We start from the raw sequence: 13,692 nt of genomic DNA on the forward strand, positions 1-13,692 counted from the left end.
TTTTGAAATAAAAACATCTCCGAAAATGGTTGGATGATGTTGTCCAGAGATTACTTTTTCAATCGAAACCGAAACCTCAGGTTTTCGGTTTGGACTGTGAGAAACTGGTGGGTTCCCAAGTTGCATCCCCAGCGATTTAAGACGATTCAATAAGGAGTCATCCATACCTCTATTATAAGCGAAGGGGTAAGCCGTTAAGAATTTTAAGTATAGCCAGAGTCTCGGTTTTTTCAGCGCTCCCGTTTTCTCCACCAACCCCTACGCAAGCCGGACAACCATCAGTGCAAGGACAATTGAGGACAACTTCCAGGGCGCTGGAAAGGATTAATTCATGTTTGTCAAAAAGCATTTCGGATAAGCCGATTCCGGCAGCAGAGTTGTCATAGATCATAACGATGGGGCTGCCGTCACTAATCGGTGATTGTGGGTCACTATGAGACCCCAAATCTCCCGGATCGCATAAAACAAATAGCGGAGCAATTTGTGAAAGAAGGTAGCGCAAACCGGATAACCCGCTGCGGATGCGGACAACACTCTCAGCTTTGCGGTGGCAGGCCGGACAGAGAGTTATCAAATTTTCCAGGCGATTAGCCTGCTCAAAGGAGGGAAACTGGCGGAATGGTATTTTGTGATGTACATGGTGGGGGATGTTTTTTTCCGGAACGCCGCAAAGTTGACAGGTAAATCGGTCGCGTTGACGAGCCAGATTTCTTTGTTGATCCCAGTTTGGCCCATAATTGTTTGGCTTTCCTGACCACAAGTTGTTTTCTGAGAGAAGTTCTAAAGTTTGAGAATTGATTTCAATCCAGTAACCAACGGTTCGTAAAATACGGGGTGGCAGTTGCATTTCTTCAGTAGCAAGAATCTCTTTGCTCTGCCAGGAGATTTTTCGAAAAGCTTTCAATTGTTGGGTAACTTCAATCTCTCCAAAGTGAATGATACCACCAGGCACAGGACGGTTTTTCTCTTCAGATATTTTTTGAATGGTTTGGTCCATCAATGGTTGAGTGTAATAATCTCCGTTGAACGCTGAGAGAAGCACCCGTTTCTTCTCATAATTTAATTCTTCCACAAAATAAGATTGCCCCTGATGAAGATAAACGGCGTTGGGATGAACCATCCAATCCACACTACTTTGATCAATTTCACCGATGATGGTTAATCGCTCATCTTCCTCTAAATGCAGCAAAAACACCTCCCCGGATGTACTTCTCAGCGAAACGCTCTGAGATGGATATTGATTGGCGCGCCAGATAAAACGGTCAGCGGTTGCAAAAACCTCGCGATTTAAAGTTATTACCTGCAAGTATGGAAGAATATAATCCCATGAGAGTCCACCAAAGGTGTCGTTTTGTCGAAAAGGCAATTCAAACACAGCACAGCGGAGATGCTGCAATAAAATTAGAGGATTATTGGGATTAATCAATGCCATTTCCGGTGGTTTTTCAATAAGGTATTCCGGATGTTTGATGATGTATTGATCTAAGGGATTGGAAGACGCGACCAGAACAGCCAGCGAATCCTGTTTTTTTCTACCAGATCGGCCGGCCTGTTGATGAGTTGCTGCGATACTGCCCGGGTAGCCGCTGATGATCACCCCTTCTATCCCGCCAATATCCACCCCCAATTCCAAAGCGTTGGTTGCGACAACAGCTTTGGCTGTACCGTTTTTCAATGCTTGCTCAATTTTTCTGCGTTCCGATGGAAGGTATCCGCTGCGATAAGCAAAGATTTTATGTGCTTGATCGGGGTTCTGAGTTTGCAGTAACCTTACTCCAATTTCGACGTTTTTACGAGTATGGGTGAACAAAAGGGTCTGGATGCCTTTTACAATCAAATCGCCGCTCAGGCGAACAGCTTCGCTCAAGGCTGAACGGCGTACACCGAGTTCTTGATGAATGATGGGGGGATTGTAAAGGATAAAATACTTGTTTCCGCGAGGGGATTGATTATCTGAAACCTCGATAAAAGGTTCTTCAACTAAATTTTCCGCATGTTCTTTCGCATTAGCAACCGTTGCTGAAGTCAGAATAAAGGTCGGAAATACAGCGTAAAAACGGGCTATTCGCTTCAGGCGACGGAGTAAATTGGCTATGTGAGAACCAAAAACGCCTCGGTACAGGTGAACTTCATCCAGCACAACATAAGTTAAACCTCGAAAGTAGCGCTCCCACCCGGGATGATGAGGCAAAATTGCCGTGTGCAGCATATCGGGATTGCTGAGTAAAATTCGGGTGTTGTTACGAATTTTTGCGCGTTGTGAAACTGGCGTGTCCCCATCATAAATGGCGATTTGGGAATGTAAGGTTTTGGGCGACAGGCGCAAAAGATTTTTATACTGATCTTGTGTCAGTGCTTTGGTTGGAAAGAGCAACAAGGCAGTGGCAGTTTCATCTTCCAAACAGCGTTGCAGAATCGGCAGAAGATAACAAAGCGACTTACCACTGGCTGTTCCGGTTGTAATAATCGTGTTTTGAGAATGGGTAATTGACTGTATCGCTTCCGCTTGATGAAGATAAAGATCGCGAATTCCTTCCTTCTCGAGAATTTCCGATAGATTCGTGTCCAAAAACTCCGGTAATGGAACAAAACTCCCTCTACAGGCTGGAATGACCTGAATTGAGGTAATACCGGAAGAAATGGTGGGGTCAGCTTGCCAAAAATTTAAAACAGTCTTCATTCCGTAATTACAAACCCTCATTTTTTAGGTTTCTATTCAAAGGCATTTTTCATTATACCTTTCAAGATTCAGAAAATTAGGGGTGGGAAATCGTTTCTTTTTTTTTGCATCCTTGGCTATACTTTGGTTGTTTGATGTTATTTATGTGCACAGGAGTGGAATCATGAAACCATCCGGACGTTATCGTTGGTTTGTGGTAGGGGTGTTTTTTGTCTTTATGCTTCTGCACCAGGCGGATAAGTTACTGATTGGCCCATTGACTACCCCAATCATGGAGTACTTTCAAATAGATGAAGCCCAAATGGGGTTGGTTTTTTCTGGCGCAATCCTGGTTGGAGGAATTTTTTATCCCTTATGGGGATATCTGTATGACCGTTTTGCGCGGGCAAAATTACTGGCCTTAGCTTCATTGATCTGGGGAGCCACAACATGGTTGAGTGCTCTGGCAAAAACCTTTGGGGTATTTGTGGTGACCCGCGCGTCAACCGGGATTGATGATGCCAGTTATCCCGGTTTGTATTCTCTGATTTCGGATTATTTTCCGCCGAAAACCCGTGGTAAGGTTTACGGCCTCTTGCAGATTGCCAGCCCGCTTGGTTATATGATCGGAATGGTGCTGGCGATTACCTTGACGCAGGTGATTCAATGGCAGGGCATTTTCATCCTGACCGGTTCATTGGGAATTGTGCTGGCGTTTGTCATTTTTACCACCGTCAAGGAAATGCCGCGAGGGGGTACCGAACCCGAGTTGGAAAATATAGAACAGCATACCCATTACCGTTTTGAATGGAAGACGGCTCTGGGTTTATTCCGCAAAAAGAGTCTCCTCTTGTTATTTACCCAGGGCTTCTTTGGGGTTTTCCCATGGCAGGTGATCACTTTCTGGTTCTTCCGCTATCTGGAAACCGAGCGGGGTTTTGATTCCAATCAGGTGCTGGTTACGATGGTTATTGCCGTTTTATTTTTAGCAGCCGGCTACCCGATTGGTGGAGCTTTGGGAGATTACTTCTTCAAAAGGAATTTGCGGGGGCGTTTGATGGTTTCAGCATTCGGTGTAATAACGGGTGCGCTTTTGTTGTGGTTTTCACTCAGTATTCCCGAAAACAACACTTTGTTTTTCACTATTTCCATGGCTATTACGGCTGTATTCATCCCGTTTGCCGCACCGAATGTTCTTTCAACGGTTTATGATGTAACTCTGCCAGAAGTAAGATCCACAGCCAATTCAGTGCAAAATCTAATTGAGCAGGGAGGATCTGCTGTTGCACCTGCGTTGGCGGGTTTAATTGCGGTCAATTCATCTTTGAAGGATGCGATTCTGATCATCTGTGTGGGTGCGTGGATTCTGTGCTTTTTGTTTTTCTTAGGAGCAATTTACCTGTTGCCGCGTGATATTCAAGACTTGCGCCGTCAATTGGCAGAAAGGGCTGAGAAAGAAAAAATGGCGATACCTGATGGCAGTGTAAAAGAAAAATTTGCCTCTGCCCCAGCACAGGACTGACCATGAATTTCGCATTTCTGCCGTTTTTGTTATTGCTTGGGTGGGTGGTTGGAATTTTCTTGAATTATCTGGCGGATGTTTTACCCCGCACACGCCGATTGAGCGCACCTCACTGTCATCGGTGTGATGAGAAAATCAGCCTTGTTGATTTTTTTCTATTAAGAAAATGTATCCATTGTGGCTCAGCCCGCACCAATCGAACGAGAATTATTCAGAGTCTTTCGGTTGCCCTCATACCGGTCATTTTCTTTTTTCCCCCTGAGCGATTTGGTTTTTGGGTGACACTCCCTTATTTTTTATATTTTGCTCTTGTTTTCATCATGGATGTTGAACACCGGGTGGTGTTGTATGAAATGGTTGGGGCAGGTATTTTGCTGGGTATTCCAATGGGGATTTACTGGAATGGCTGGCTGAACACCATCATTGGTGGTGTTGCTGGTTTTGGGATCATGTTCGTTCTTTATTATTTTGGTGTACTTTTCAACCGGTGGATGTCCAAACGGCGGGGAGAGGAAATTGAGGAAGTTGCATTGGGATTTGGGGATGTCAACCTCAGTGGAGTACTGGGCATTATCTTGGGGTGGCCAAAAATAGCAATCAGTTTGTTCTTCTCGGTTGTGGCAGGCGGAGTATTCAGCGGGTTGTATCTGCTGGGCAGTTTACTTGCCCGGCGCTACCGTCCATTTACGGCTATTCCTTATGCGCCATTTCTGGTAATTGTTGCGGTGGTTTTGTTCTATCTCGCCTGATGTGCTCACAGGTGCGGCCCGGTTGCCAGCACCTCTTTTGTGACATTGTTGGCAAATTGGGTGCAATTGTTTTCAAATTGCATGATCAGGTTGCGAGCATACTCCTGATAGGCTTGCTTGTCCTTCCAGTTATATTGAGGATTCAGCACCTCTGAGGGAACACCAGGGCAAAACAGGGGAATGTGCAGTCCAAAAAATGGTTCCTGCCGGAAAGGCACTTCATCCAGGTCATGATTGAGTACGGCAGTGATCATTGCGCGAGTGTAAGGAAGATTGATACGCTTGCCAACCCCGTACGGGCCGCCAATCCAGCCTGTGTTGATTAGCCAAACCCGAACTTGATGGCGTAATATTTTTTCACCAAGTAAATCGGAATAGCGGTTGGGGTAAAGCGGTAAGAAAGGCGCTCCAAAGCAGGTTGAAAAAGTCGCCTGTGGTTCGCTGCCTAATCCTGTTTCGGTACCGGCTAGTTTGGAAGTGTAGCCGGAAAGAAAATAATACATTGCCTGTTCGTAGGTCAAACGGGCAATGGGCGGCATTACCCCAAAAGCATCAGCGGTCAGGAAGAATAAATTTTCTGGGTGGCCGGCATATCCCTGGCTGAAGCTGTTCGGGATAAAAGATAAAGGGTAAGCCCCTCGCGTATTTTCGGTATATTGATCGGAGTCAAAATCAACCAATCGGGTAATCGGATCATAAACAACATTTTCCAATACAGCACCGAAACGATTGGTGGCGGACCAGATCATCGGCTCATATTTAGGGCTGAGGCGGATGGTTTTTGCATAGCAGCCGCCTTCGATATTGAAAATGCCTTCGTCTGACCAACCGTGTTCGTCATCCCCGATCAACTGGCGTTCGGGATCAGAAGAAAGCGTAGTTTTGCCGGTACCACTCAACCCAAAAAACAAAGCTACATCGCCGTTTTTACCCACATTGGCAGAACAGTGCATGGAAAGTACACCCCGGCGGGGTAAAAGGTAATTCATAATCGTGAAGATTGATTTCTTTATCTCACCCGCGTAGCCAGTACCGCCAATTAAGACGATTTTCCGCTCAAAGTCAATCAAAATGACCGTACCGGAACGAACACCATCGCTTTTCGGATCAGCCTGGAAGTTTTCGCTTTGGAGGATGATGAAATCCGGAACCGTATGGGGGATTTGTGAAACTGGAACAGGGATTAATAAATTGCGCGAAAACAGGTTGTGCCAAGCTTTTTCGGTGATGACCCGAATAGTAAGCCGATAGTTCGGATGAGCGCCGGCATATACATCCTGCACAAAAAGGTCTCTGCCCTGAAAGTAGGCAAGAAACTTTTTATAAATTTGATCGAATGATTGTGGAGAAAGAGGTTGGTTGACTTTCCCCCACCAGATTTCTTCTTCCAGGTGTGGGTAATGAACAATAAACTTATCATTGGGAGACCTGCCGGTATGTTTGCCCGTATAAGCAATCACTGCCCCATCACAAGAAAGGGCAACTTCATTCCGTTTTATTCCTTCCTCAATCAGATTTGCAGAGGCGTAGTTCCAGTAAACATTACCAGTGTTTTGAAAGCCATGGTTCTCAATTCCGTAATTTGATGGAATTCCAAAGGCTTGCATCAAATTGATTTCTCCTTGTTATGAGTTTATGGTTTAAGGAGTATTCTCCGACCAACCCGAATACCAGTACCAGATAACGTCGGATGCCGGTTTACCGTGAATTGAGGCAGAGGCATCTTGGATGGCAACCGGAGGGAAGAACCCTTGCGAGATGACGCCATCAATCCATGAGCGCTCATTTACGGTTGTAAGAAGGGCTTTGTAAATCTCAACCTGAATTTGCAGGTCTTTGGATAATTGCTCTGGTGAAGAAAGCGGGGGCGAAAACGTATCGGTTATCGGACAATTGTTGGTGGTACAAACTGTTTCCTGTACCTGCGCCGAAGGAACAATGACCGCTACAAAAACTGGTTTATTGGTTGATTCGCGAAGTGGCCATAAAACCGAATCAAGGTAATTTGCGATTTGCTCAATTCTCTCTTCCGATGATAATGCGGAGGAAACCGTTGCTGGAATGGCAAGTTGAAGATACAGAAAATCTACGCGGTCCAGCCATTCCGGAATAACTGGATTCTCATCGGCGAGTAGGATATTCCAGCCAATCCTGCCGCTGTATCGCTGCCGGACGGCGTCCAAAATCAACTGCCAACGCTCTCCTGCGATATCCGGCACACCTGATGGTTGACCATCCGGGAGAATACCAGCTGGATAGGCAGGTGCTACGTCATTACCACCAAAGATGATTGCTGAAGAATTGGTTTGTGATGCTAAATCTGCAAAATGGAGGGCAAAGGTTTGATATCGTTCAAACCAGTTTTCCCACCAAATTTTATCAAGATGAGGTTGTGCCCAAATTTCCCCTTTGTCACGAATTTGCGGAAACAGCCATGCGGTAAGATTGGCTTGTTGGGCAGTTTGAACAGCCTGGATACTATCCTGCCACAGGGAATCTTTACCAATCTGCGGTTCGAAATTGGGGGTTTGAAGGTTTCGGTAAGACCAGGCAGGTGTGAGGACGATGGTATTGGCTTTCAGCAGGTTGATTTTATTAAGACCCCAAAACAGGTAAGGCTGCCAGCTGGGATTGTACTTGGGGCTGATTTCAATGCCGCGCACGAAATCAGGTGATCGAACCAAAGGCGTTGGGGCAATGATTTCGGTGGAACTCAGGGTGGTAGTCCAGTCGGACCATGCTTTAATCTCATCCCGGCGAATCTGGGGTTCACTGCCAATCGCCAACGGGTAACCGGTGGCTTGTAACCCAGCGGTGGCGACATCATCGGCATAACCACATTGGTCGTTGCGGCAGTAACGATATTGCAGGGCATTAAACATGTTCAGAGGACTGTAGAGGACAAACAACCATTGATTGTTGCCCAACGGCCACATCGGCAACGGATTGGTCCACGTGTATGGATTAAATTGAATTGAAACACTATCCTCGATTGGAGTGTTATTGGGGGAGCTCACCAAAAAAGTGATGGGAGCATTCTTTCCAGATTGCCATGTGTCAACCTGATCGGTGATGGTGGTATCCTGGGATGGTACAATGATTTGCCTGACGACAAATCCTCCGTTTGGGTCATGTTCGGCATTCCAAAATCCATCCCCCAGGGTGTATTTGTATCGCAAATCGAACCCGGAAGGCAGGCGGAGTGTGATAGCGTAGGCATTTTCGGCAACATTCTTAAGCAGAGGCGCTCGTGCTGCAAGTACACTAAATCCACCATTCAATTCGTTAAACGTATTCCCGAGTGGATAGATGTTTCCCACCATTCTAACTGGCAAACCTTGCAGATTGGAGGGGGGTGTCTGCACGATAAAAGTAATATTAACCCATTTGGATGGAGAAAGGGGAGTAAGCGCAAAGGTGGTCGAATTCGCTGCGACAATTGCCCCTTGCTGAAAGGTTTGGAATCTGCCATCCATGCTATAAATGACCAGATTATGAATACCTTCTGCCACATTCTCGACAATGAAAGTGCCATCGCTGGCAGTTAAGGTTTGAATCCCTCCAACAGAAACAAGGGCATTTGGGAATGGCGCTTTGGTATCGGAGTCAAACACCTGCCCTTTAATGGTCCCGGTTGGACCATTGAATTGAAAATCAGTCCAGCCGGCGATGGTATCCTGAACAAGGAGAGGATAATTGACAGCAGCCATGCGGTAACGGACTTGTTGGCCTTGAGAATTATATTCAACAAAATATGGAAAATTCCCCCTCAAGTAACGATACTTCACGATTGATCCAACCGGAAAAAGCAACTCGAGTTGATATGTCCCATCCGAGTTTTCAATCATGGGATAGCGTTGAGGATTCATCGCCAACCCAGTTACTTCATCCAGTATTTCCAGTGTAATTTCGCCTTTTGGGGCATCGGTTGGCGGTTTTGCTAGAAAAGTGACTTTGGTATAACTCAAATCTTGTTGGTTGACCGCTGCGGGGGCGGGCGCAGTTGGTGGTGAGCTGACCCACGAGGAAAAGTCCAATGAACATGCGCTGAGGAAGGTTAGAATTATCAGGACAAGGAATACAGTTTGAAAGGTGGTTGTTTTGTTTTCCATTTTCATCGAATTTCCCCAGCGAAAAAGTGTAATCAGAAAAAGAGAAACCGCTCTGGAAGGCTAATTCTGGTGAGCGGTTTTTTCATCCTGGTTTGTGAGAATTTTTTTGAATTTTTGCCTGATTTCCTGCTGTCGGTTGGCCAGGCTTCCCAAAACACCGTTTACAAAACGCGGTGTGCTGTCTGCCCCGAAGATTTTTGCCAGTTCAATTGCCTCGTTAATGGCAACTTTTACGGGTGTACATCCCTCCACCGCAAATTCCCACAGGGCAATCCGCAGAATGTTGCGGTCAATTACCGCCACTTGATCTAAAGGCCATTCGGGTGCGTGCTGGGCGATAAAATCATCCAGTTGATGGGTGATTGGTAAAACCCCGTTGATGATGTCGTAGGCAAATTTCACCAGATTTGCATCCAGTGTCTCGTCTTTGAGGCGCTCTTCCATGGCAGCCTGAGGAGAATGACTGGTCAGGTCGCATTCATAAAGCACCTGCAAGGCTAAGCTTCTTGCCTTGGTTCGGGGTTTCATAGCTCCTTCGTTGTTAATTTTCAAAAAGCAAAAATTTTCACAATTAAGAGGCAGTTATGCCGGTTTCAATGTCTTCCACATGAACATTGACTCGCCCAACTTCCATTCCTACCAATTCCGATACAGCGCGGGTAACCTGTTGTTGAATTGCCCGGCAAACTTCACGGACTTTTACATCACGATTGAGGACAACATAAAGGTCAATGTAAACACAATCATTTTCTACAGCAATCTTTATCCCCTCGCTCATGCCGCGGCTGAAAAAACGTTCCACTTCAGAGGGGATTGTTGCAAGCCGGTTAACACCGGGAACGCCTAAGGCTGTCAGCCGCGCAATGGATGTCAGTACTTCAGGGGCAATGGTGGTTTTGCCGGGGGGGCGGGAATTTTCGGTCATCCATCCTCCAATAACAAGGGTTTGGTTACCACACTTATTTATAATTATAACCCCTTCCGCAATAATCCATTCCAAAAAATACCGTCAAGAATTATGGTGAGGAGCGGTTAAGATCTGAATGAACTGGAGCGTCTGCGACTTTACCAAATCCAACTCCCGGTCTAATACGACACAATGTCCGCTGTTCTCCAACCATACCAATGATTTTTGAGATGAAGGTAATTTTGAATAGATTAATTCCGAGCCGGAAGGATCAATCGTTCGATCTTTTCTGCCTTGAAAAATCAAAACCGGTTGCTTTACTTGAAGAATCTGGCGTAGAACCTCTTTTTGAAGTTTTTCAAGTTGCGCAACGGCAGCCAGAGCAACTACGTTGTAGCCCTGCCACGGTAAATTTTGATTTTGATCATCCTCTTCATTATCTTCAGGTAGATAATTCTTGGGCATGATTTTTATGAAAGGGGCAAGCCATTTTGCGCGCCAGATTCCATTGATCTTGATGGCAGGGGCATATAAGATAACCCCTTTGATAGAAGGATGATTTGCAGCAAGAAGAAGGGAGAGCAATCCGCCCATTGATTCGCCTGCTACAAAAACATTGGGTGTGTGCTGTAACTTTTCCAATCCAATTCGAGCAGTTTCGTACCAGTCCTGCCAGTGGACGCGGATCATATCTTCCGGTTGGGTGCCGTGCCCTGGAAGCAGGGGAGAAAAAACGGAAAATCCAGCGGCATGGAGGTGCTCTGCTAGCGGTCGAACTTCAACGGTTGTTGCTGTAAATCCATGCAGCAGAAGGATGCCAGCTGGCTTTGTGCCTTGAAGAAAAAATGTTGAGCCATCGAGGTGAGGATTTTCAAAAACAGGACGTTTCATGGTTCAGTTCTGAGATGTGAATTTGGGTAAAAGTGCGGTTGCATGAGGAAGTACAACTGCGGTGAAATTAGTGGGTAGGATTTTGCGCGCAATTCTTACGGCTTGTTCAAGAGACTTTGCAGGAATGAAAAAGAACTTTTTAACCAGATCATCCGGCATTTCTGAAACCAGGATGATGTGATTCCTTTTCGCCTGAAGGGCAATCTGGAAAGCTTTGTGAGGGCCGATCCGAAACTCCATTTGTTTAAATCTGGCAATAGCCTGATCAGGAGTGGAAATTTGTTCAAGAAATTCAACAGCCTTTGCGCTGCCAATTCCTTCGGGGCAGGCTGCAACCAGGACAATGACCCCGTTTGGGCGGGCAAACAGTGCAGCGTGGGTTATGGCTTTTTGCGCTTGATATAAATTGATATCTTTGGGATGCCCACCGGCTGAGGCAATAACAAGGTCATAAGATGAAGAAACGGGCACCCTCCATAAATCATCTGAAATGGAGATGCCTTTTTCCATCACTGCACGCGGTGTTCCAAAGAGTGCAGTTAAGATTTGGCGGTTGGCATTTAAAATCACATTCAAAGCCAGGTGAATTCCCATCAAATTCCCGATTTCCTCTACATCCTGTCGCATTGGGTTGTGCTGGTATTCTCCCAAAAAAGCGAGGGGATCAATCAACATGGCATGATTGTGATTGATCGTTTCTCTTCCGGCCAGGCCAATAGCCGCGCTTTTAGCGCCACCTGAATATCCCATGAAGTGATGGGGTTCGATATTCCCAGTAACGATTCGTAAATCGGCTTGATAAAAACGCTTGTTGACCCATACAGGCGTTTTCCGTTTCGTGTGACCCAGAAAAATCAAATTGTCTTTGTCGTCGCAGTTATGAGAGAATATCCGGAATTTGTTTCGGTTAAGAATTGAAGCAGGGATGATTGCCTTTATCTGCTCATCTGTGGCAGGAGAGTGAGTACCTGTGGCGATGAAGAATTCGATCTCTTCGTCCGGAATTCCGTGTTCATTCAGCCAATCCAGCAAAGGAGGGAGTATAAAGGAATACGGCACCGGGCGAGTTTTGTCGTTTATGCTGATGGCGGCACATTTCGGTGGCGATGACCAATGGATGCCTTGCTGATCTAAAGGATTTTGTAAGGCTTGAATGACGACTTCGAGTGGATCGTCGGCCGGCCGGTATTCCTTTTGTTCGTAAAGGTCAAAAGGAAATTCTGGTTTGAAACGGAGTTGAGATGAACCATACGGAATTTGGATAGTTGCCATTTTATTGAGAAATTAGTGGGTCATCGAAGCGCTGGATTTCGATCCGATAGCCATTCGGATCAAGGATAAAGGCATGATAGATTTTGTATTTTGGGTTATAAGTTGGAGGTTTTTCTACGGTAGCCCCATTATTGATGAGTGTGGAGCACCATTCGTCCACATCATTGGTTACCAGGGTTAAGATAATTGACTTGTTGGGGGTTGGAATTTCTTCGCGGGAACAAAAGCCGATGAAACCTGTGGAAGAAATCCGAAAAATTTTACAGTCTCCTTGATCGCGTACCAAAGGGAGAGCGAGGATGTTCTGGTAAAAGTGGACGGTGGTTTTTAGATCAAGAACCGGTAAAAAGGTAATAAAATGATCAAACATTTTCATCGTAATCACCCGGCAATGCTGATTCCAATTAATCTGCCAATTCCGAAGGTGATTGCAGCAGCCAGCATGCCAAAGATCACCATTCGGGCGCCCGAGTACAAGATTGAACGACCCGTGAATAAGGTGATGGCAGCCCCAAGCACAAAAAGGCCGAACACACTCAATAAAATACTTAAAAGCAGGGCGGTGGTTCCGCCCAGAAATGTATAAGGAAGGACGGGTATGACAGCCCCAATGGCAAATAAAATAAAAGAAGTAATGGCCGCTTCCCATGCTGAGCCGCCAAGTTCCTCGGGGTCAATACCCAGTTCTTCGCGCGCAAGTGTATCCAGTGCGCCTTCCTTGTTTTGCATAATTTTGCGGGCCATTTGTGATGCCTGTTCGGCAGGAATGCCGCGGTATTCGTAAATCAAGGCCAGCTCCTCGGCTTCTTCCTCCGGGGCTTGTTCGATCTCAAGTTCTTCGATTTTGATTTGGTTAGCATACAATTCTCGGGAGGACTGAACGGAAAGCCATTCGCCGAGTGCCATGGAGAAAGCTCCTGCCAGTAAGCCGGCAATTCCGGCAACCAAAATGGAACGATTGTCCATGGTTGCTCCGGCTACGCCCATGACCAGGCTCAGGTTGCTAACCAACCCGTCATTTGCTCCCAATACGGCGGCGCGTAAGGCATTGCCTCCGGTTGAACGATGACGACCTTCCAATTGGGCGAGAGCGCTTCCCTCCATACCGCTACGGGCTAAGTTCTTAATCTGACCGAGAACAAGAGCGTGAGTTTGTTCATCTCTGGCCATGTGCTTTCCGGATTCGACTTTGAGATAAGCCGAACCGCCGTCTTTCTCCATAGCCTGCAGGCTTGGAATAATCATTTCAGGGCCGAAGCGTTTTGCCAGCCAGATTAATAGGCGAACGCGAAGGGTTGGTTGGAATGGGGGGGGCTCTACCCCTTCGGCGCGCAATTTTTCTTCCCAATTTTTGGCGTGTTTACGTTCTACAGCCGCCATTTTTTCATATACCTGGCGGATCCGTTCATCTTTTTCAATGCCTGCAAGCGCTTCGTAAATTGCCGCGCTGCTTAATTCATCCTCCCTGAAATCGAGATAAATTTTCTTATTTGCCATAATTGATTTTTCCTTAAGTCGGATTTATATGCAATTTTACTCTTTCTTGATTAAAAAAACGGAAAACAATTCCCAAGAATGAC

Annotated in this window: 11 protein-coding genes; 2 read left to right on the top strand and 9 right to left on the bottom strand. The window is 46.1% G+C overall.

Annotated elements, in window-relative coordinates; all coding sequences use genetic code 11:
• Positions 1-172: 172 nt before the first annotated feature.
• The gene (locus VAE48_RS02385; protein WP_322791710.1) at positions 173-2,680 is read right to left on the bottom strand and encodes a DEAD/DEAH box helicase; all 2,508 of its coding nucleotides are present in this window, start codon (positions 2,678-2,680) and stop codon (positions 173-175) included.
• A gap of 163 nt (positions 2,681-2,843) precedes the next feature.
• On the opposite strand from VAE48_RS02385, the gene VAE48_RS02390 reads away from it, so the two are divergent.
• Positions 2,844-4,181 carry an MFS transporter gene (locus tag VAE48_RS02390; RefSeq protein ID WP_322791711.1) on the top strand — a complete coding sequence of 446 codons (1,338 nt, stop codon included), beginning with the start codon at positions 2,844-2,846 and terminating at the stop codon, positions 4,179-4,181.
• 2 nt (positions 4,182-4,183) lie between these two features.
• Complete coding sequence (locus VAE48_RS02395) at positions 4,184-4,930, top strand: prepilin peptidase (RefSeq protein ID WP_322791712.1); 747 nt, start codon at positions 4,184-4,186, stop codon at positions 4,928-4,930.
• 5 nt (positions 4,931-4,935) lie between these two features.
• On the opposite strand, the gene pckA is transcribed toward VAE48_RS02395, so the two are convergent.
• The 8 genes from pckA to VAE48_RS02435 all read right to left on the bottom strand — a co-directional run bounded on the left by pckA (position 4,936) and on the right by VAE48_RS02435 (position 13,609).
• A complete protein-coding gene (gene pckA / locus VAE48_RS02400; RefSeq protein WP_322791713.1) occupies positions 4,936-6,537 on the bottom strand; it encodes a phosphoenolpyruvate carboxykinase (ATP) in 1,602 nt (533 codons plus the stop codon).
• Between the two features lie 33 nt (positions 6,538-6,570).
• The gene (locus VAE48_RS02405) at positions 6,571-9,042 is read right to left on the bottom strand and encodes a glycoside hydrolase family 113 (protein ID WP_322791714.1); all 2,472 of its coding nucleotides are present in this window, start codon (positions 9,040-9,042) and stop codon (positions 6,571-6,573) included.
• 60 nt (positions 9,043-9,102) lie between these two features.
• Complete coding sequence (gene nusB, locus VAE48_RS02410) at positions 9,103-9,570, bottom strand: transcription antitermination factor NusB (protein ID WP_322791715.1); 468 nt, start codon at positions 9,568-9,570, stop codon at positions 9,103-9,105.
• A gap of 43 nt (positions 9,571-9,613) precedes the next feature.
• Positions 9,614-9,967 carry an Asp23/Gls24 family envelope stress response protein gene (locus VAE48_RS02415; protein WP_322791716.1) on the bottom strand — a complete coding sequence of 118 codons (354 nt, stop codon included), beginning with the start codon at positions 9,965-9,967 and terminating at the stop codon, positions 9,614-9,616.
• Positions 9,968-10,051: 84 nt separating this feature from the next.
• Entirely contained in the window at positions 10,052-10,840 is a 789-nt protein-coding gene (locus tag VAE48_RS02420) for an alpha/beta hydrolase (protein ID WP_322791717.1), read from the bottom strand.
• 3 nt (positions 10,841-10,843) lie between these two features.
• Positions 10,844-12,112, bottom strand: a complete 1,269-nt coding sequence (gene larA, locus VAE48_RS02425; RefSeq protein ID WP_322791718.1) for a nickel-dependent lactate racemase — start codon at positions 12,110-12,112, stop codon at positions 10,844-10,846.
• Between the two features lies 1 nt (position 12,113).
• Positions 12,114-12,488 carry a VOC family protein gene (locus VAE48_RS02430; RefSeq protein WP_322791719.1) on the bottom strand — a complete coding sequence of 125 codons (375 nt, stop codon included), beginning with the start codon at positions 12,486-12,488 and terminating at the stop codon, positions 12,114-12,116.
• A 5-nt stretch (positions 12,489-12,493) separates the two neighbouring features.
• A complete protein-coding gene (locus tag VAE48_RS02435) occupies positions 12,494-13,609 on the bottom strand; it encodes a VIT1/CCC1 family protein (protein WP_322791720.1) in 1,116 nt (371 codons plus the stop codon).
• Positions 13,610-13,692 lie beyond the last annotated feature (83 nt).

Source organism: Bellilinea sp., assembly GCF_034432615.1.
Taxonomy (GTDB): domain Bacteria; phylum Chloroflexota; class Anaerolineae; order Anaerolineales; family Anaerolineaceae; genus Bellilinea.